Origin of the sequence: Massilia consociata (assembly GCF_042432755.1) — a bacterium.
GTDB lineage: Bacteria > Pseudomonadota > Gammaproteobacteria > Burkholderiales > Burkholderiaceae_D > Telluria > Telluria consociata.
The window spans coordinates 1-18,923 of the sequence record NZ_JBHLWP010000010.1; the positions used below are offsets into that span (position 1 = coordinate 1).

Consider the following 18,923-nt stretch of genomic DNA (forward strand, 5'->3'; position numbering starts at 1 on the left):
TGTACAACCACCACATTCCGCAGCGCGCACTCGACGCGAAAACACCCATCCTCGCGCTCAAGGAATGGCAGCAGAAACGACCAGAATTATTCGTTAAACGCGTTTACGATCAAACGGGACTCGACATGTAACGTCACGCGGCAGACTATCAGAAAATGGCAGGATCACGGTAGTCCAGTTGATCGTTCGCATTGTCCAAAGACGCTGAAAGCGGCGCTCATGCCCGAGCAGGAGTTGATCGTGGTGAGGCTGCGCAAGAAACTCACCCGTTAGCCGTTGATTCATAGGGTGCAGGGCAAAACCGAACTGCGCGGCACGACGATGCAGCTGCTTCATGACGCGGTCGCGATACTGCTGTTCGTAGTGGTCAGCGCCAGGTCTCGTTAGTCCATCCCATACCGCATCGCGTTGCTAGAACAGCATCGCGATCTTGCGGACGGTAGCCATCGCGTCACTGCTTTGGCGTGCCAATTCGTCCCGCAAGGCGCCGGTAGAAATTGCCAAATGCGGTGTTGCTCCGTCCGACGGCCACAGCTGCCAGCCGAATCGGTGCCGGTCAGCTGATACATGGCAGTCCGTAAGTTAAACGTCGGATCGCTGGCAGCTTGCCGCAGTACTTGGCTTTGGGAGCGGCTCGTCCGGTATCGGCTTGCCGATTTTGAAGCCAGCGACCGTACGTTCGATTTTTCCGCATCAAATTCGTCGATACATTGCTGATAAAAATCGTAACGGGCAAGCACCTGCTTGAGCGTGAACAAATGCTCGGGCCGATAATTGCCGACCAAGGCGTTGCGAATGGTTTCCAGGCTTTCCTTGCAGTACACATCATGCATCGCCGCCAACTTATCAGGATCACGTTTACCGTAGACGCTGGCATGGATGACGGGCTGCGCCGTTGCGGGTGCTACCACCGTCATCAGTAGCAGCACACGAGCTGCCTCGGCGATGCTGGACGGCCTCGCCAAATAGTTCGCGCCAGGGCCCCTAAGGAAGAAAAATAGCTTGGTGATTACCGAGATTCAAACGTTTTCGGTACATCGTCTGTTGAACGGCGGCTGTTGAAGTGAGACGCCGAGCCTCAGCCGCCGGAATTATCCACAATGGCGGGGCAGATTTTGGAGAATTCTCCACAATATTTGTCACTTAAGGCTGGCTGGCGCCGGCTTTGAGTGAGAGCGCCTGAAAATTCTCCCATACATAATCCGCTCGTGCGCAAGCCGGGCGGATTTTTCTTTTGCTTCCATTCTTTTTGGCAGGACCCTACATTTGTCGGGCTTTCAGGGATTTGGTCGGAGGAATATATTTATTACCGCCGAATATGATTAGTAAGGCAGACACAAAAAGATGGATGAGTTGCGAAAATATCAGGCAAAGCGGAATCGTCCGCATCTAATTCAACTAAGGGAAATAAAATGGAAAACATCGTCATCGATACCAAAGAAGCTGGCCTGGACCTGACCTTCGAAATCCTGGAAACCACCGAAGCGACCGCAATGGAAGAAATGGGCGCATCGACGACCATCGCTGCCAGCTCCAGCTGCAGCACCAGCACCCCGACCAAGCCGGTCGCACAGTAATAGTTGCTCCGCTGCTGGCGCTGCCGGCAGCACTCAGGGGAGGCTGGCTCAGGTAGTCGCCGCTCCGGTCAAAATCCGCTCGTGCGCAAGCCGAGCGGATTTTTTCTTTTGCTTCTGCTTTTTTTATGAAAAACCCTACATTTGTCGGGCTTTCTGGAATTTATCCGGAGGAATATATTTGTTACTGCCGAATATGATTAGTAAGCAGACATGAAAAGATGGATGAGTTGCGAAAATATCAGGCAAAGCGGAATCGTCCGCATTTAATTTAAACCAAGGAAAATAAAATGGAAAACATCGTCATCGATAATAAAGAAGCCGGCCTGGACCTGACCTTCGAAATCCTGGAAACCACCGAAGCGACCGCAATGGAAGAAATGGGCGCGTCGTCGACCATCTCCGCCAGCTCCAGCTGCAGCACCGTCCCGACACAGCCGTCGGTACAGTAATAAGCGAGCCGCCTCCGGGGAGCGATCCCCGGAGTGCGCGAAGTTTTATCCACGACGTCCGTTCGCGGACGTCCTTGATCAGATTACACGGCAGGTTTCCATGGACATTGCAGCGACGACGGAAATATATCGCATCAGACCCGACATCTTCGTCAAGGCCGGCGAAGACCGCATCTATATCAATTTCCGCGACGACCACTACGTGCTGCGGGTACATCCGGACATGGTCGATTCGGTGTTCCGTTTCCTGGACCTGAACGACGGCGCGACGCCGCTTGCCGTGGTGCTGGAAGCATTCCCGGAAGCGCAGCGCGGCAAGCTGCAGTCCCTGCTCGAATTCCTCACAAATAAGAAAGCCGCGTTCTGCGTGGAGCAGGATGCGGGCACTTCCGACCTGTCGCCCGTCGCCGATACGCTGTTGTACCTGGCCGAGTACGGCGATCATCCGGCCCGCCTGTTCCGGCACTTCGTCGGGCGGCGTGTGCTGCTGGTGGGCAGCGGCTATCCGCTCGCCGGTTGCATCAAGACCCTGGCCAGGCTGGGGATCAGGCAGCTCGACGTGCTGCTCACGCATACCCATGAACGCAACCGCTGGCCCGCGGAAGACTTGCGCCGCTCTTTCTGCGAGCTGCGCCGCTGGCCCGACGCCAGCCTGACCTTCGTGCAGGCCGCGGAAGCCACGCAGCGCCATGAGGACGTCCTGCACCTCGACATCGACAGCGACCCGGCTGTTCACGAAGCGGTCGCGCGCAGCGCGGCAGGCGCACGCCACCTTTACGTCATCGTGTCCGCAGGGCAGGCCTGCATGAGCTTGCAAGTCGCCACGCCGCAGACCGCGCGGATGGGCGATGCCGACGAGGCATGTTCGCCGCCGCAACAGCTGGTGGCCGGAGCTTTCGCCGCGCTGGCCTACTTCGACGACCTGTGCCAGGTTCGTTCGCTCAACGCCGGGAGTTATCTGCATTATTCGCTCGATGCGCATGGCCGGGTACGCAGCGCCCCACACGTGCGGCTGAGCGCGATCGAGGCGCTGGGGGCGGGCACGGTGCCGCGTGCAAAACCAGGCTTGCTTGCCTTCCGCGAAAGCCATGGTGCGCCCTTGTTCCCGCTCGGTGAGCCCAGCGAGCTGACCGAAGCCAACAGCTACATCAAACTGTTTTCGGCCGCACTGCCCGCCACGGCCCCCGCTGACCGGCGCTTGATTGCGGCCGGCTTCTCGCGTGCCGATTGCGAGCGGCGCCTGCTGCTGCAACTGATCGCCGAACACGGTGTGTGGTTCGACGGCGGCAGCGAGGACGAACAGCATGCCGTCCGCCGCTACCTGCAGGCCTGTCGCCAGGCGGCGCAGGTGCGCGCGCTCCTGCTCGAGCGCGACCGCCTGTCCCCCTGCGACGCTGGTTGGGAAGACGAATCGCGCGAAGAGGCCTACCTCGAGTTCTGCATCAGCGCCAGTTTCGGCGAACGTGTCCGATGGTTCGGGTCCGATACCGGCCACGCGGAATTCGCGCGCTGCCTGGTGCTCGGCTGCGGCGACCTGCGGCTCTACCTGCCACATGCCGGCGTCGCCGCCAGCAGCGATCGCCTCGAACTGCTGTTTGCGATGCACGCGGCACTCTGGCGCCGTGCCAAGGGAATGGCGCCGGCCGTGGACATCGTTTTGCCCGCGGCGCTGAACCCGTTCGGGATGCAGCCATGAGCGCGGCACCCGGCCTGCGCGAGCGGTTGGAACGGCCGAGTCTCCCGTGGGTGGTGCCCGTTCACGTGCATGAGGGTGCCCTTGGCGAATGCGGCGCGCCTCCCGGTCCGCTGATCGTGGTCCTGATGCGCCCGGACCTGCTGGCGCTCATCCCGGTACACGGCACCGATGGCGCCGAACTGGATCTGTTGTCCCGTTGCGGCGACGCGTTTGCGGCTTTCCCCGCCAGCCAGCGCCGCTGGAGCGCTTCGGCCGTGCTCGAGGTCCGCCTGCTGGCGGCCGTGCACGCGGTGGCGGCGCAGATGGCGGCTGGCGAACTGGCGCGCGGCGACGTCTCGCTCTATCTGAACGGTCATTTCGAACACAAGGCGTTGGCGGCGGCGTCCATCGCTGCGCCGGCTGCCTTGGCAGCGCCTGACGAGAGCTGCAGGAACCCGATCCGCGATCCCGGCGGGATCCTGCGCGCTTTCGGCACGGCCTCCGTCCTCGACCTCAGCCTGGATCGCTCGCCGGACCAGGAGAGCTACTACTGTTATTCCAGGCACACCCGGCTGCTGGGCATCGGGCGCGGCACGACCGATCGCCAGATGATGCTCGGGGCGGTGCTGGAGTACCTGGAGCGCTGGGCGGCGTCGAGCCTGCCGGAATCGGCCGTCCACGGCGCCTGGCGCGATTTCCCGGGCCGGGCACTGCGGCCTGCCCATGTGTTGGGCTTGAGCGAGGACGTGTGCGCGGCAGCCTTCCCGGATTTCACCGAGGTGCGCCGCATGCCATGGCTGCCCTGCACTCTGGAGCACAGTGGCGAAGAGGCCCTGATCCCGGTGCAGATGGTCAATTACCTGCTCCCGACCGACGTGCCGGTCGGCTTTAATACGAACAGCAGTGGCTGTGCCCTCGGCAACTGCCGGGACGAAGCCGCCCTGTTCGCCGCGCTGGAGGTGATCGAGCGCGATGCCTTGCTGCTGACCTGGTACAGCAAGTCGGCGCCGCCGCGCATCGTCCTGGACAGCATCAGCGATCAGACCACGCGCGAACTCCTCATGCTGCTCGACTTGTGTGGCTATGAGGTGCGCTGTTTCGACGTGACGGTCGAATTCGAGGTGCCGAGCGTGATGGCCGTGCTGCTGGGACGGGAAGCGGGCAACCTGGCAGTGTTCGTCACCGCGGCCAGCCACCCGAGTCCGGTGCTGGCCTTGCGCAGTGCGTTGGCCGAGGCCAAGTCCCTGATCCGCACGGCGGAGCGCAACTTCCGGCGCCGCCAGGCGGCACTGGCGGCAGCGCAGGCCGACCATTCGGTACTTGGTGAGGACAACCAGCTTCTCTACTACGCGCACCGGGAACACCTGCATCACTTCGACTTCCTTCTTGCCGCCCAGGAGAGCCTCGGATACGACGATTATCTGGCCACCTATCCGTTCGCCGCGCAGCGTCCGGCCGAGGCCTACCGGGCGCTGAAGGAGCGCATGCGCGCGCTCGGCTATCCGCTCCTGGTCTGCGACAACACGGTGCCGATGATGCGCCCGTTTGGACTCTCCAGCGTACGCGCTTTCATCCCGGGCACCATCAACATGGTGTTCGGCGACCATCCGATCCACCTGCCGCAGGGCCGCCTGGCCCGCGCGGCGGCAAGCCGCCCCTGGGTCCGCGACGTGCCGGTTCCAGTGCACCCCCAACTTCATCCGCTGGGATAGTCATGACGACAGCTGAAACCGGTCGCCTCGCGATCAACGAATTTACTTTCCGCTACCTGTACCCCGAGCAGGAACGCAAGCAACGCTATCCGCTCGATGCGCTCGAGCGCCGGCACCAGGCGGCCGTCCCAGGGCCGGATGCCGGCGCCGGCCAGGACCTGGCGCCGCTGTTCCAGCGCCTCGCCGCCGGCCATGCGCCGGCGGGCACCCTCAGCGAGCGCCTGATCGGCCTGCTGATGCAGGTGCACAGCCCGGTGACCGTCACGCCGCGCGGGCCGTTTGGCACCCACGCCAGCTACCCGTCGCCGCGTGCTTACTATCCGCTGCAGTTCTCGCTCTACGACGCCGAACCGGGACGCGGTTTCCGGATCGACCTGGACGCGCTGCGGCTGCACGGCATGGCGGCATTTCCGGCCGAAGCCGCGCCGGGTGCACGCTACACGCTACTGGTCCAGGCCGACTTCGAACGATACGACGCGCTGTACAACTTGTTCCGCAAGTCCCTCTACACGCTCGAACTCGGCCATTTCCTGTCGGAGTTCATGGAGTTGGCGCGCCGCTGCGGCATCGCTGCCGGCGTGCGCCAGAGTGCGGCAGGCTTCTGCGTGGACATCTACGGCGACGCCGGCGACGAACGCTGCCCGGATGGCGTGTTCGAAGAGCATCGCCGCTTTGCACGGGCGCGTAACAGCGGACGCTATCACCGGGGCCTGTACCCGGTCGCGGCCCGCTGCAACGCTACGCAGCTGGGTGCCCTGCGGGACGCGCTCGACGCCGCGATGGGCCAGTTGGAGACCATGTTCCCGTCGGTGCCGGCGATGAGGCTGACGCCAACCCTGTGCCTGCGCGCCGGCGAAGGCGTCAGTCCGGGCATCTACCGCCACGTGGGCGGCGCTCTGCAATGCATCAGCCTGGACGACCCGGTCGATGTGTTCGACACCTTGTACAGCTATCCGGATTTCAGTTTCCGCACGGTGCCGGCGATGGTCTTTCTGTGCGTCGACGAGCTCGCCTATGCCTGTTCCGCGCCCGCCTTCCTGGAGCTGAACTGCGCGCTGGGCTACCTCAGCCAGGCCATGATCCGCAGCCTGACGGGGGACGGCTGGTTTGCCCGGCCGTTCCGAAGCTACCAGCAGGTCGGCGTCGATCGCCTGCTGCAAAACCGCGCCGCCGGGTTGCGAACTTATTATGGACTGCTGATCGGGAAGAATCGCAGCCAGGAACCGCTGGTGACCTTGCTATGATCGTTCCTTACCTCGTTGCACGCATCAACAATGTCCCGCTCGACGCGCTGGCGGCGCTCACCGCCTCACAGGAAGTGGAAGCGGCGGCAGTGGCGATCGTGGCGCTCCGGCGCCGGCTGGCAGACATGCAAGCGGACGTCTGCGATACCCTGTTCCGCTTGGCGAGCACGGATGAAGTCCGCTATCGCGAGCTGATCGACCTGAAACGCCGTATCTTCAAAGGCGCCGACCTGGGCGATATGCTGGCGCGCCACGCCAGCCTGCTGGCACGGTATCCGGACCTGTACGACTGGCATCGTGCGGCGGCGGCGCTGGTCGAGCGTGAACGCGCTTTCGAGTCCTTGTTTGCCCAAACCCTGGAGGATGGCAGGCGCGCGGCGCGCGTCCTGGCCCGCGCCCCCAACTTCCTGACGGCGCTTGGCTTTACGCGCGGCCAGGTGCTGGACGCGGCACGCGCGTATGCCGACGGCATCGCTGTGACGGACAAGAAGGCGCTGAACGACGAAGAAACCATCATCCGCTACCTGACCCGTGCGATCGTCAAAGTCAGCCCGTTTTCGAGTTTCACCTCAGTGGGCTTCGTGCCCTTGCGCAGCGGCGGAGAGGGGGGCGACACGCTGGTGTCCAGCGGCGGCCTGGCCGATTGCTTCGGCCTGGACCGCAGTGCGATCCTCAAGCTGTTCGAACGGTTCGTGCTCAAGCACCATCGGCACTGGCGGTACCGGCTGACGAGCAACGCCCACGTCGTTGACGGCACCGACTACGCGTACCTCTTCACCGACCGTGCCGAGGTCTATCCTTACCGCACCGGCTTCGCCAAGAGCGTGCTGCGCGATCGCAGCTTGTACGCGGCGGCCGACAGCTCCGACTGGCTCGACTGGAGCACGCTGGAGGCGCGCCTCGGCCAGCAAGTCGACAAACCCGCCCTGCTGGCCAGGCTGGTGGGCGCCGGCGTGCTCCATTACGCGCCGCGCCTGGACGACCAGCGACGCGACATGCTGGCCGACTTCCTGGCCCTTGCCGAGGACTTGGCCGCGCGCGACGCTGCGGTGCTGCCCGCGTTGGCGCCATTGCGTGGCATCGCCGGCGCTTTTGCGGCGCTGGGGCGGACGGAGCCGGCGGGCTGGCCGGCGCTGCAGGACCAGATCCACCAGGGTTTCCATGCGCTGGCCGAGCATCTCGACTGCCCGCTGGTGAAAGCAACCGGGATGCTCTATCACGACAGCTTCATCCCGGCCCTGTCGCCGCTGCGGCAGGAGCCGATCGCCCGCTTCGCCACGCAGCTGCACGAATTCATCGCGCACTACCTGGGCCCCAACTTCAACACGGGGTTCAGCGACCAGCTGCTGCAGCGCGTGCGTGCGGCGATGGCCGGGCGTGAGCCGCTGAGTGTGTTCGCGTTCCACGAGCTCGTGCAGCGTGAGCTGGCCGCGACGACCGACGACCCGAGCAAATCGTCCCAGATGCGTCCGGTGATCGACCTGTTCGACGAGATCTGGGCCCGGCGCGGCGAGGACGAGATCGAGCTGGCGGCGGCGCCACCGGCGGAGGGCGCGCGGAGCATGGCGTTTGCCGCCTACGGGCACGTCCAGGACGGGACTTTTATCCTGAATAACATCGACAGCGGTTTCCTGCGCTGCTACTCGCGCTTCTTCACGTTCACCGAGGATCCCGCGGTGCTCGAAGAATGCCGCGCCGCGTACGAGGGGTATCTGGAGCACGCCTACGATTTCCACGACACGTGCGGCTTCAACACGGGCCGCCGCCCCCGCATCTGCGCGCGCCGGGTCTGGCTCCAACCCGCGGCCGAGCAGGCGCCGGACGACGTGCTGCTGGCCGACCTGCGGGTCGACTGGCCGACGGCGGCTGCCTATCCGCGCCTGCTGGACGGGCGCAGCGGCCGCCCGGCGCCGCTGCGCCACACCGGCCTGTTCGTCAAGGAACTATACCCGCGCATCCTCGAACTGCTGCTGCGCCTGAACATGGCCGACGAGCCGTCATATTTCGCCTTCCGCTTCGCCCTGCACAAGATGCTTGCGGACGCCGGCCTGGACGAGATGGTCAGGATTCCGCGCATCCGCTACCGCGATCTGGTGCTGTCGCGTGCACAGTGGTGGATTCCCCGGGAACAATTGCCACAGCGCCGTGCCAGTGAAAGCACGCTTCAGTTTTTCCGCCGGCTCGACGATTGGCGGCGCGCCCACGGCCTGCCTCAACAGGCCTTCGTACGGCGCCATACGGACAAGCCGCTCGAGCGCGACATATCCAACATGAAGAAGCCGCTGTTCATCGACTTCTCCTCGCCGCTCATGATCCGCATGATCGGCCGGGTGTTCAGCACCGATTTCGACGTGCTGTCGCTCGAGGAGATGTTGCCTGACCAGCAGCACGCGTTCGCATCGGACGGCGCGCGGCGCTACGCCAGCGAAATCCTGTTCGAGCATGCTTCCACCGAATCCTTCCGGAGAAACACATGAGTAACGTTGACTTTACTTCCCAAGACGCGCGTAAGGCGCTGCTGCGGTTCTCGCTGCCGATGATGGCGTTTTCGATCCTCGACTATCTCGGCATGTTCATCGGCCTGGGCTGGCTCATGGCGCTCACCGCGAGCGTCGAGCTGCCCGCCACTTTCCGCCTGTCCGCCACCGTCGTGAGCATCCTCGAAGCCGGTTTCGGCGGCTTGCTGTCGGCCGTGTACATCTATGCCAACCAAGCGTTCGGCCGCAAGGACCATGCGTTGGCGCGCTACCTGATCAACTTCGGGTTCGGCATCGCGGTGGTGGTTGGCGTGCTGATTGCCCTGTTCGGCGACGTGATCGGCCGGGCACTGTTGTCGACGTTCGACGTGGGCCCGACGGTCAGGTTCCAGACCGAGCAATACCTTGGGGTATTCTGGATTGGTTATGTGGTGGTCATCGTTCACTTGTATGGCGGCATGCTGGCCAAGATGGCCGGAGCCATTTCGGTGATCTGGCGCTACAAACTGGCGGGCCTGGGCGCCAGCTTCGTTCTCACGCCCTTGATGATCGTGCTGGCCGAGCGCGCTGGCTATGACGTGTTGCAGGCCACCGCCCTGGCGCTGATCGCGTCGCGCGTGATCGGCCTGGTGGTGCTAGGGATCGAACTGGTACGCCGCAACACCTTCCCGTTCCAGCTTGGCGTCGTCTTCCTGCCGAGCCGCCTGTTCTCGGAATGGGGGGCCATGCTGCGCATGGCCGGTGCCGAGACCCTGAACGGATTTTCCCTCAGCCTTTCATTCTTCTTCCTGTTCGTAATCCTGTCCTATTTCGAGGCTGGAACCCTGGAGGCGGTCACCATCTCGCAGTACCTGACCGGATTCTTCCAGACCATCCTGATGGGCGTCGTCGCCGCCATCATCCCGTTCGCGGCGCAAAATGCCGGCAACCGCAACATCGACCAGATCGCCATCGGCGTGCGCTGGATGACCAAATGGGTGTTCATCGGCTCCCTGGTGGTGATGGTGCCGTTCATGCTGGCCGCACCGGCCCTGATCGGCACATTCGTCCCCGACCCGGTGATGGCCGCACGTGCGCTGGCCTATATTCAGATCACGGCCCTGCCCTGGAGCTTGGTGATGGCGTCGTTCCCCTTCATCTTTGCAGTGATTGGCGTCGGCGACAGCCGCGGTACCTTGTTGCTCACGATCTGGTCGATGTACATCTGCAACCTGCTGCCGGTCGCAGGCGTCCGTTTCCTGATCGGCGACGACATCCGCTTGGCGGCCTATGCCGAAGCCAGCGGCCATCTGCTGACCTTCATCGGCTGCGCCCTGTATTACCTGCGCAAGGAAAAGCAGCTCAGGGATGATTGGAGCGCCCCGGTCCTGGTGGGGGTGCCAGCATGAGATCCTGTGTCGTCATCGCTCCCGCCAGCGTCTCTGCGGTCAGGACCGAACAGTACTGCCAGCTCGACCTCCATGGGGTTGCGGCACATTTCGGCGTCATCGACATCCCGGCGCCGGACTTCGATCCCGACTCCGATGCGCATGCGCACAGTGTCCTGCTGCAGGTCGAGGCCTTCTCGTTCAACTATCGGGAGAAGGCCCGGGTGGTGAAAGTGGCGGCCGATCCGAACGCGCGCGGCTACCTGGTGCTCGGTTCGGAGCTCGGCGGTACCGTACTGCAGGTGGGTTGCGCCGTGACCAGCCTGAAGCCGGGGGACCGCGTCTGCGGCAATGGTACGGTAGAGGCCGGCAGCGCCCCCCTTGGACTGACCACGCAGCGAGCCTCGGCGGAATTGCAGGTCATCCATGCTGCCAAGCTGCAGCGCGTGCCCGACGAGATGGAGCTGACCGAAGCGGCGGCCTTCAGCGTCGGCGCACAGACCGCTTATGGCATGGTGCGCCGGCTGCGGGCCGGCCCGGGCGATCACGTGCTGGTCACGGCCGCGACCTCGAATACTTCGCTGTTCGCGATCAAGGCGCTGCGCAACCGCGGCGCGACGGTGCATGCGCTGACCAGTTCGCCGACCGCGGTTCCTTATCTGCGCAGCCTGGGCGTGCAGCATTGCTGCGTGCTGGACAGGCAGGGCGATCACGTGCCGGCATTGCGCGCCTACCTGGAGACGCAGGGCATGCGCGGCTTCGATATCGTGATCGATCCGTTCATGGACATCTACCTTCGCAAGCTGATCCCATTTGTCAATCGCTTCGGGACCTATATCACCTGTGGTGTCTATGCCCAGTTCGCCCAGGCGGACGACGCATTCCTGTACCGCGGCCTGCCGCTCGACGAGATGTTCGGCCTCCTGATCCGCAAGAGCATCAGCCTGGTGGGCAACAACCTGGGGATCACCGACGACCTGGCTGTGGCCTTGCGCGACTATCGCGAGGGCCGGCTCCAGATCGAGCTCGATGCAGTGCTGTCCGAGGGGACGTTCGCCACCTTCGTCGAACGCAGCTTCATGTCATCGAACCGGCGCGGCAAGGTGGTGTTCCGGTATGGGAAACGGGCAGCAACGATGGCGACGGAGACTACAATAGCCGCAGCATTGCAGCTTTGATGACCGCAGCGGTCTTGTTCGACACACCCAACTTGTCCATGCTGTTCTGAACATGAAAGTTCACGGTACGCTCGGAGATCTGCAGGATCTGGCTCACCTCGCCCGAAGTCTTGCCGTCGGCGGTCCAACGCAGGATTTCGATCTCGCGCGTGGTGAGGGAGGCTTGGGTGTCGGCCGCCTGGCTGGCAAGGATCAGGCACGACAGCCTCGCGTGGCTGGCCTGGGCCAGCCACGCCATCTTGTAGCCATGATCGCGCAGTTCTGCGGGGGTCAGCGAATCGTGCGAGCGCGCGAGGGTCAGCAGGCCGGCATTGCCTTTGGAATCATAGGAAGCCTGCGCCCAGCCGACATTCAATCCATGCGCACGCGCGTCCTCCCAGAACGCGCCGCAGTTCATGAAGACCTGATCGTTCCAGACCAGGGGCGCAATCGAACTCATGGCGTGCGCAACCGTGGGGTCGACCACCAGGTAATTTTGCTCGGCGTAACGCTGTTGCCAGGAGCTCGAATAATTATTCAGCAAATGGGTTTTGGGGTTCGACAGCGGCAGGGCGGTACGCAGGCCGTAGGCACAGTGGTCGAATCCGAGTTCGCGGGCCGCCGTGCACATGATCCTGAAAATGTCCGTTTCCGTCTGCGCGTCCAGCAGAGCGTCCATCCAGGTTTCTTGCCAACTATTCGAGTCTGCCGACATCATGGGGTCCAAGTCTTTCGAAGCTTTGCAGCGGGCCGACGGAATGGCGACATCCCTGTCACACGGCGTGCGGTGACAAAACCAGCTCACCGCCGTAGTATTCTTGTTTACTTCAACTGTATTCAATCCTGTTTCCGGCGCATTCCGTTGCACCTAAAGAGTCCCATCATGTTCCAAGACGGCCAGATTCGCCTGTGCATTCCTGATCTAACGCTCGTCCGTCTCGTCCACCTCATATCCGGCATGGACGAGGATACTCCCGAGTGCATCCAGTCGGGTGCGGTCGCCAGCACCATGACCGGTTATACCGAATGGGTCAGCACCGACGTACCGACAATCACCATAGGCTGGGATTGGCAAATCCAGACCTCCAACAACCAGCTCTCCCTAAAGCGTCTAGGAGAGCCGCGTAGTAATGTGATACTTCAAGATAACATTGGCGTAGACCTCAGTCAACAATATGCTGACCGCATATTATCGGAATGGGTCGACGCGATGGAATGGAAGAACGAGACCCTGCAGTACCTTAATCGCCGCTATTCAACATGAATAACTTCCGCGTTTAATGTACCCGGGCCCGGCATCGGCGGGCCCTCATGTACACCGACTGACAAGTTTTACAGTTATCGGATTTCTTGATTTCAGGTCCAATGCTCCCACGACAAAGCAAAGTCTTTTTGGGGGGCAAAAATGAACTTCGTATCAGGAACCGCTTCAACGCTTTCAGCAACCCTGTACAAGGGTGTCGCCGCGTATCGCCATAAAGTATTCGTCGAAATCCTGGGTTGGGATTTGAAAACCGAGGCCGGCCTGGAATACGATCAATTCGACCGCGACGACACCGTGTACGTCGTCGCCCGGGACGAACAGGACCGCGTGAGCGGCTGCGCGCGCCTGCTGCCCACCGTTTGTCCTTATTTGTTGGGCGACGTCTTCCCCCAATTGCTCCACGGCGCCCCCATCCCGTGCAGCCCCGACGTCTGGGAGCTGTCGCGCTTCGCCGCGGTTGACTTCAACGACCGGACCATGTCCCCGCTGGCCCAGTGCTCATCGCCGCTGTCCATCGAACTGCTGCGCGCTTCGATCGCATGCGCTGCCGCACACGGCGCCAAGCGTTTGATCACGGTCTCGCCGGTCGGTATCGAGCGACTGTTGCGCCGCGCCGGAATCCCTGCGCGGCGCGCCGGGCCGCCAGTGATCATCAACGGCCATCCCATTTTTGCCTGCTGGATCGACATCGAAGCCGCTACCGCCTGATCCGCACGCTCTTTTGACACGCTTTTTTATTCCTGGGATTAAAAAATGAATAGTCAGCATATCACCCGACGTGAGAGCGAAATATTGCAATTGCTTTCGCGGGGAATGCAGAACAAATATATCGCACGGGAATTGGGAATCAGTCCGTTCACGGTTCGCGACCATATTACCTGCTTGTTGAAAAAGGCCGGTCTGAGAAATCGGGTCGAGCTGAGCTTGTTAGTCGCGCAGGGCAATATGTTGGCAAGGGAAGCGAACGGCGTTTCTTGATAAAGCGTAATGGAGTCACTATGAGCAGATTGCAAAGGATTTTAATGATCGTCGCGAGTGCCCTCGTATTCACGCTGGCTAATGGAGCAAATGTGGAAAAAAACTTTGAATTGGACAATGGACATATCGTGGTCGTTCTGGACGATCAGGTGGAGACGGCGGTCGTCGAGCAGCGTCCCTCCGTTCCAGGGAAATGCAGCCCAAGGCTGGCGCTGCGCGGGAGCGGCGGCGAATGGAAGGTCCAGCGGGACGATCCCGGTTGCAGTAACGATGCCAACGGCGTCTTACGGCTTAACCCCGCATGGGTCGGCAACCTGAGCCTGCACATGACCGCCGGACAGGTGGACTTGGCCGGCGATATGCTGGCGCGCCTGTCGGCGTTGCGTGCCGCAGTCAAGGTGGGTGATGTGACAGGGGTGCCGGGCGTGCGCCGCACCTGGCTGGTGGGTGCCCAGGTGGACCTGCAGCAGCCGGGCGAGGGTATGTCGCTGCAGGTGCGGGTTGGGGCGGGCCAGATCTCGTTCTTGAAATGACGGCGTCACATCCAAAGGCGCACGAAGCGATGGGTGCCGCCAGCCCCATGGCCGGGCGAGCCGTGAACGGCGCCGGCATGGACCAGGTAATCCCGCAACGTCCGGGCCGGCGCTGGGCGAGTGCGCTGCTGGCGACCGCGGTGGTTGCCTTGGCGGGCGCCGGTGCCTGGCACTTCCTACCGTCGGGATTGCAGGTGTCGGCTGCCGATCTGCAGGTGGCGACCGCGACGCGCGGGGTATTCCTCGACCAGGTGGTGGTGCGCAGCACTGCCGAACCGGCCGTGTCCGTGCTGCTCGACGCAGTCGAGTCCGGCCGCGTGGAAGAGGTATTCGTCAAGGATGGTGCGATGGTCGTCAAGGGGCAGCAGCTGTTTCGCCTGTCCAATCCGCAGCGCCAGCTGGATCTGCTGGCGCGACAGTCCGAGGTCGCGCAGCAGTTATCCAACCTGATCAACCTGCGGGTGAGTTACGCCAGCGCACAAAGCGAGCAGCAGCGCCGAATCAAGGAAATACGGTTCGAGCTGGGCCAGCTCGAGAAGTCCTATACCCGTACCGACGGCCTGCAGCAGCGCGGGTTCGTGTCTCAGGCTGCGGGACAGGAAGAACGCGACAAGGTCGAGCGCAAGCGCCAGCTGCTGCACGACGAACAGGTCAGCGGCGAGACTGAACTGGCAATCAAGCGCACCGCCCTGGAGCAGATGAAGCGCACGATCGACAACCTCAACCGCGGTGTAGCACTGGTCGGAACCAATATCGATGCCCTGGTGGTGCGCGCGCCGCTGACGGGGCGCTTGACCAACTTCTCGCTGCAGGTCGGCGAATCGGTCAAGCAGTCGAGCCGAGTCGGTCGCATTGACGATCCGGGCAAATTCAAGCTGGTCGGCAACATCGATCAGTTCTACCTGGACCGGGTGGCGGTCGGCCAGCGCGGCCAGGTCCAGATCGACGGCCAGACTTATGCGGTAAAGGTGGTCAGCACCAATCCGCAGGTGACCGACGGCCGCTTCGGCGCCGAACTGCAGTTCGACACTGACAACCCGACGATGCTGCGTGCCGGACAGGCGGTCGACTGCCAGCTCGCCCTGGGGGCCGCCACGCCCGCGCTGGTGTTACCGAACGGTGGTTACCTGAACGATTCCGGCGGCACCTGGGTGTTCGTGCTGAGCGCCGATGGACGCCATGCCGAACGGCGCGCGATCCGCATCGGCCGGCGCAGCGACGCCCAGGTAGAGGTGCTGTCGGGCCTGGCACCGGGCGAGCGCGTGATCGTCTCGTCCTACGCGAAATTCGACAAGAGCCAGCAGCTGGAACTCTCGAAATAGCGGCATCGCGCATCCGCGAATCTTAACAGGAAAACATCATGATCCATCTGAAAAACATCAGCAAGCTGCACCAAACGGGGCAGATCCAGACCCGTGCACTGAACGGCCTCAACCTGGAAATCGAGCCTGGCGAATACGTGGCGATTACAGGTCCTTCCGGCTGCGGCAAGTCGAGCCTGCTGTCGATCATCGGCTTGCTTGATACACCGCATGCGGGGGAATACTGGTTCGAAGGGGCAAATGTCACTGGCCTGAGCGAAGCGAAGCTGAATGAAGTACGGCGCGGCAGGATCGGCTTCATTTTCCAGAACTTCAACCTGATTGAGGAACTGAGCGTGGCCGAGAACGTCAGCCTGGCACTGGAATACACCGATGTGCCGGCGGCCGAGCGCAAGCAGCGTGTCACGGAGGTGCTCGAGCGCCTGAACGTCAGCCATCGTGCTGAGCACTTTCCCTCGCAACTGTCCGGCGGCCAGCAACAGCGGGTGGCGATTGCCCGCGCGCTGGTTGCTCGGCCGCGCGTGCTGCTGGCCGACGAACCGACGGGCAACCTCGACACGGCGCATGGCGACGAGGTGATGGCGATGCTGCGCGAGATTAACGAGGACGGCACCACCATCGTGATGGTCACGCACTCGCCAGCGCACGCCGCGCAGGCCGGGCGCGTGGTGAACATGCTGGACGGACAGGTGTGCCAGGACGCGCGGCAGGAACCCCTGCGCGCAGTGGTTTGATTGACATGACTATGCGGAGAAGCCCATGCGGTGGTCGGATTTTCGAGTAGGTTGGCGCATCCTGCGGCAGGATGGGAAATGGTCGGGCGGGACCTTGTGTGGACTGGCGCTCGGATTCGCCGTCTGTATCGCGCTGTTGGCGTACGTGCGTTATTCGTTCAGTTATGACACTCACGTGAGTCAGGCGGAGCGGATTTTCCTGGTCAAGTCGCGTTTCCACTTCCCCGGCGTGCCGGAAGAGTGGTCGGACACCACGACCCAGGCACTGCGTACGGCGTCGCAAGCCAGCGGTCAGAAGGTAACGGCATCGATGTTCGCACCGATCCAGGCGACGGCCGTGATCGAGAACATCGCCTCGGACCTGACGGTGACGCTGGTGGATCCTGCTTTCGTGCAGATGTTCGACCTGCGCGCGCTGAGCGGCGACGTGGCGGCCGCCCTGGCACGCCCGGAGGCGCTGGTGCTGACGCGCGATACGGCGCGCAAGCTGTTCGGCACTGAACAGGTGCAGGGTCGGACTCTGCGCATGGGCGCGATGAGCTACATGGTGGGCGCCGTGGTCGAAGACCAGCCTTCCGCCAGCACGACACCCTTCGCAGCCTTGGCCGGCCCGAAGTCGACCTTGTGGAACGCACAGGATCGCGATGACGCCCTGCAGAATTGGGGACGGATCTTCGGACGGGTCTACCTGATGGTGGAACCTGGCGCCAACCTGGAGCAGCTGACGGCGGCTTTGCAGGGAGCATCCGACCGCTCGCCGCTGCACGCGCAGTTGCCCCCGGACTTTCTGGCACAGTTGGGAGGCAAGAAACTGATGGACGTGGGCCTGGTGCCGCTGCGCGACGCTTACCTCGATCCGGACCTGGTGGGGGGCACTGGTCCGCACGGTAACCGGGCTGGCCTGCTGGGGCTGGCGGTGGTGGGCGTGCTGATCCTCGTGCTGGCGACCTTGAACTACGTGAATCTGACAACTATTCGTACGCTGCGGCGCCAGCGCGAGATCGGCATGCGCAAGGTGCTTGGTGCCAGCGTAAGCCGGGTTGCGGGACAGTTTGTCGCCGAGTCCTTGCTGGCCTCGCTCTTGGCCGCGGCCGCCGGACTGGTCCTGGCATGGCTACTGGTGCCGCGGCTCGGCGTGCTGGTCGACCGCGACCTCGGGTCGATGTTGTCGCTGCCGCTGGTAGGGGGCGCCCTGGGTCTGTCACTGCTGGTCGGCGTGCTGGCAGGCCTGCATCCAGCGTGGATCGCGGCGCGGCTGCGCGCACACACCGCAGTCGCCGGTCGCGGCGACCAGGAAAGCCGCCAGGGCCTGTGGGTGCGCCGTGTCCTCACAGTCGTGCAGCTCGGCAGCGCCGTGGGCATGGCCAGTCTGACGCTGGCGATCGCTTGGCATACCTGGGAGGCCAGCCGGGTCGATCCGGGCTTCGATCCTTCGCACTTGCTGGTGCTCGACACGGCTCCCGCCTTCACGCCGCTCGGTCCGCAGCTGGCCTCGATGGTCGAAGCGGTGCGGCGCCTGCCGGGCGTAAGCGGGGTTGCCCTCAGCATGGAAGCGGTGGGACGGCGCAACGTGCAGCAGAAAGATTCGGCCAGGCGCGAAGGTGGGACCATGACGACCATCGAATGGAAGGGGATCGACACCGAGTTCCTGACCGTGTACGGCGCCCGCCTGTTGGCAGGCCGGGTGTTCGACCGTTCGCGCGACGCGGCCTCCGGGACCGGAGTAGTGCTCAGCGCCAGCGCCGTGCGTGCGCTTGGTTTCGGCAGCCCGGAGGCGGCCGTGGGACGCTTCGTCGAAGCCCAGGGCGGCAGGCAGCAGGTCATCGGCGTGGTCGCGGACATCCGCTTCCAGACGCCGCAGGAGCCGCCGCAACCAGTGTGTTACCGCCTGGCGCCATTGACGCCGGTGCTGACCGTCCGTACAGAGGGCGATCAGGCGCCGGTACGCGCGGCGCTGACGCAGCTGTGGACGCAGTACTTTCCGAACGATACCCTGAAGATGGCGCGCGCGGAGACATTCCTGCAGGCGCACTACGAAGAGGACCGGCGTAACGCCGAGCTGCTGGGCATCGCGGCCGGCATTGTCCTGCTGATCGCGGCGCTCGGCGTATACGTGTTGTCCGCCTATTCTGTGCGGCGCAGTGCGCGCGAAATCGTGATCCGCCGCCTGCATGGGGCTGGGCGGGCGGCGGTCATCCGGCTGGTCGGTCGCGAGTTCCTGATCGTGCTCGGTTGCAGTCTGCTGCTCGGACTGCCTCCCGCACTGCTCGTGATTGAACGCTACCTGGCTTCCTACGCCGATGCCTCCCTGTTGTGGATTTGGGGCGTGGTGGCGGCGGTGGCGCTGGTGGCGCTGGTGTCCTTGCTTTCGATCGGACGCAACCTGCAGCTGGCGCTGTCCCTGCGCCCGGCCGTGCTCCTGCGGACCTGAACG

General features: G+C 63.4%; 17 protein-coding genes and 1 pseudogene. 16 read left to right on the forward strand and 2 right to left on the reverse strand.

All coding sequences use genetic code 11. The features are described from left to right. A pseudogene (locus ACFFJK_RS10130) lies at positions 1–131 on the forward strand (IS481 family transposase); the annotation flags it as partial. 252 nt (positions 132–383) lie between these two features. Here the strand turns inward: ACFFJK_RS10130 and ACFFJK_RS10135 are convergent. Continuing rightward, positions 384–917 carry a hypothetical protein gene (locus ACFFJK_RS10135; protein WP_379679007.1) on the reverse strand — a complete coding sequence of 178 codons (534 nt, stop codon included), beginning with the start codon at positions 915–917 and terminating at the stop codon, positions 384–386. Positions 918–1,412: 495 nt separating this feature from the next. On the opposite strand from ACFFJK_RS10135, the gene ACFFJK_RS10140 reads away from it, so the two are divergent. The 8 genes from ACFFJK_RS10140 (at position 1,413) to ACFFJK_RS10175 (ending at position 11,679) form a co-directional block, all read left to right on the forward strand. Beyond that, complete coding sequence (locus tag ACFFJK_RS10140) at positions 1,413–1,577, forward strand: thiopeptide-type bacteriocin (RefSeq protein ID WP_379679008.1); 165 nt, start codon at positions 1,413–1,415, stop codon at positions 1,575–1,577. Between the two features lie 287 nt (positions 1,578–1,864). Further along, positions 1,865–2,026 carry a thiopeptide-type bacteriocin gene (locus ACFFJK_RS10145; protein WP_379679009.1) on the forward strand — a complete coding sequence of 54 codons (162 nt, stop codon included), beginning with the start codon at positions 1,865–1,867 and terminating at the stop codon, positions 2,024–2,026. A gap of 100 nt (positions 2,027–2,126) precedes the next feature. Then, complete coding sequence (locus ACFFJK_RS10150) at positions 2,127–3,722, forward strand: hypothetical protein (protein WP_379679010.1); 1,596 nt, start codon at positions 2,127–2,129, stop codon at positions 3,720–3,722. 65 nt (positions 3,723–3,787) lie between these two features. Further along, on the forward strand, positions 3,788–5,413 hold the full coding sequence (locus tag ACFFJK_RS10155) for a YcaO-like family protein (protein ID WP_379679011.1): 1,626 nt from the start codon (positions 3,788–3,790) through the stop codon (positions 5,411–5,413). A gap of 2 nt (positions 5,414–5,415) precedes the next feature. Further along, a complete protein-coding gene (locus ACFFJK_RS10160; RefSeq protein ID WP_379679012.1) occupies positions 5,416–6,657 on the forward strand; it encodes a hypothetical protein in 1,242 nt (413 codons plus the stop codon). After that, a complete protein-coding gene (locus tag ACFFJK_RS10165) occupies positions 6,654–9,134 on the forward strand; it encodes a lantibiotic dehydratase (protein WP_379679013.1) in 2,481 nt (826 codons plus the stop codon). The genes ACFFJK_RS10160 and ACFFJK_RS10165 overlap by 4 nt, the downstream gene beginning before the upstream one ends. After that, positions 9,131–10,522 carry an MATE family efflux transporter gene (locus tag ACFFJK_RS10170; RefSeq protein ID WP_379679014.1) on the forward strand — a complete coding sequence of 464 codons (1,392 nt, stop codon included), beginning with the start codon at positions 9,131–9,133 and terminating at the stop codon, positions 10,520–10,522. Before ACFFJK_RS10165 ends, ACFFJK_RS10170 begins: the two co-directional genes overlap by 4 nt. Continuing rightward, the gene (locus ACFFJK_RS10175) at positions 10,519–11,679 is read left to right on the forward strand and encodes a quinone oxidoreductase family protein (RefSeq protein WP_379679015.1); all 1,161 of its coding nucleotides are present in this window, start codon (positions 10,519–10,521) and stop codon (positions 11,677–11,679) included. Before ACFFJK_RS10170 ends, ACFFJK_RS10175 begins: the two co-directional genes overlap by 4 nt. Here the strand turns inward: ACFFJK_RS10175 and ACFFJK_RS10180 are convergent. Then, the gene (locus ACFFJK_RS10180; RefSeq protein WP_379679181.1) at positions 11,651–12,376 is read right to left on the reverse strand and encodes a LuxR family transcriptional regulator; all 726 of its coding nucleotides are present in this window, start codon (positions 12,374–12,376) and stop codon (positions 11,651–11,653) included. The genes ACFFJK_RS10175 and ACFFJK_RS10180 overlap by 29 nt on opposite strands. A 165-nt stretch (positions 12,377–12,541) precedes the next feature. Between ACFFJK_RS10180 and ACFFJK_RS10185 the strand changes: the two genes are divergently transcribed. From ACFFJK_RS10185 to ACFFJK_RS10215, 7 genes are all read left to right on the forward strand, one after another. After that, complete coding sequence (locus tag ACFFJK_RS10185) at positions 12,542–12,922, forward strand: DUF4902 domain-containing protein (protein ID WP_379679016.1); 381 nt, start codon at positions 12,542–12,544, stop codon at positions 12,920–12,922. Between the two features lie 141 nt (positions 12,923–13,063). Next, a complete protein-coding gene (locus ACFFJK_RS10190) occupies positions 13,064–13,630 on the forward strand; it encodes an acyl-homoserine-lactone synthase (protein ID WP_379679017.1) in 567 nt (188 codons plus the stop codon). A gap of 45 nt (positions 13,631–13,675) precedes the next feature. After that, positions 13,676–13,900, forward strand: coding sequence for a response regulator transcription factor (locus tag ACFFJK_RS10195; protein ID WP_379679018.1), 225 nt, complete (start codon positions 13,676–13,678; stop codon positions 13,898–13,900). Positions 13,901–13,920: 20 nt separating this feature from the next. Then, positions 13,921–14,433, forward strand: a complete 513-nt coding sequence (locus ACFFJK_RS10200) for a hypothetical protein (RefSeq protein WP_379679019.1) — start codon at positions 13,921–13,923, stop codon at positions 14,431–14,433. 77 nt (positions 14,434–14,510) lie between these two features. Continuing rightward, positions 14,511–15,755: an efflux RND transporter periplasmic adaptor subunit gene (locus tag ACFFJK_RS10205; RefSeq protein WP_379679020.1), complete on the forward strand. Its 1,245-nt coding sequence runs from the start codon at positions 14,511–14,513 to the stop codon at positions 15,753–15,755. Between the two features lie 38 nt (positions 15,756–15,793). Then, positions 15,794–16,489 carry an ABC transporter ATP-binding protein gene (locus ACFFJK_RS10210; protein ID WP_379679021.1) on the forward strand — a complete coding sequence of 232 codons (696 nt, stop codon included), beginning with the start codon at positions 15,794–15,796 and terminating at the stop codon, positions 16,487–16,489. Between the two features lie 25 nt (positions 16,490–16,514). Further along, positions 16,515–18,920 (forward strand): ABC transporter permease, encoded by a 2,406-nt coding sequence (locus tag ACFFJK_RS10215; RefSeq protein WP_379679022.1) that lies wholly within the window; start codon positions 16,515–16,517, stop codon positions 18,918–18,920. The last annotated feature ends 3 nt before the right edge of the window (positions 18,921–18,923 follow it).

Coding starts and splice junctions, on each gene's coding strand:
- ACFFJK_RS10175 (WP_379679015.1), top strand. CDS start 10,519: ATGAGATCCTGTGTCGTCATCGCTCCCGCCAGCGTCTCTGCGGTCAGG.
- ACFFJK_RS10200 (WP_379679019.1), top strand. CDS start 13,921: ATGAGCAGATTGCAAAGGATTTTAATGATCGTCGCGAGTGCCCTCGTA.
- ACFFJK_RS10180 (WP_379679181.1), bottom strand. CDS start 12,376: ATGATGTCGGCAGACTCGAATAGTTGGCAAGAAACCTGGATGGACGCT.
- ACFFJK_RS10205 (WP_379679020.1), top strand. CDS start 14,511: ATGGACCAGGTAATCCCGCAACGTCCGGGCCGGCGCTGGGCGAGTGCG.
- ACFFJK_RS10150 (WP_379679010.1), top strand. CDS start 2,127: ATGGACATTGCAGCGACGACGGAAATATATCGCATCAGACCCGACATC.
- ACFFJK_RS10210 (WP_379679021.1), top strand. CDS start 15,794: ATGATCCATCTGAAAAACATCAGCAAGCTGCACCAAACGGGGCAGATC.
- ACFFJK_RS10190 (WP_379679017.1), top strand. CDS start 13,064: ATGAACTTCGTATCAGGAACCGCTTCAACGCTTTCAGCAACCCTGTAC.
- ACFFJK_RS10215 (WP_379679022.1), top strand. CDS start 16,515: ATGCGGTGGTCGGATTTTCGAGTAGGTTGGCGCATCCTGCGGCAGGAT.
- ACFFJK_RS10185 (WP_379679016.1), top strand. CDS start 12,542: ATGTTCCAAGACGGCCAGATTCGCCTGTGCATTCCTGATCTAACGCTC.
- ACFFJK_RS10195 (WP_379679018.1), top strand. CDS start 13,676: ATGAATAGTCAGCATATCACCCGACGTGAGAGCGAAATATTGCAATTG.
- ACFFJK_RS10160 (WP_379679012.1), top strand. CDS start 5,416: ATGACGACAGCTGAAACCGGTCGCCTCGCGATCAACGAATTTACTTTC.
- ACFFJK_RS10145 (WP_379679009.1), top strand. CDS start 1,865: ATGGAAAACATCGTCATCGATAATAAAGAAGCCGGCCTGGACCTGACC.
- ACFFJK_RS10135 (WP_379679007.1), bottom strand. CDS start 917: ATGACGGTGGTAGCACCCGCAACGGCGCAGCCCGTCATCCATGCCAGC.
- ACFFJK_RS10170 (WP_379679014.1), top strand. CDS start 9,131: ATGAGTAACGTTGACTTTACTTCCCAAGACGCGCGTAAGGCGCTGCTG.
- ACFFJK_RS10140 (WP_379679008.1), top strand. CDS start 1,413: ATGGAAAACATCGTCATCGATACCAAAGAAGCTGGCCTGGACCTGACC.
- ACFFJK_RS10165 (WP_379679013.1), top strand. CDS start 6,654: ATGATCGTTCCTTACCTCGTTGCACGCATCAACAATGTCCCGCTCGAC.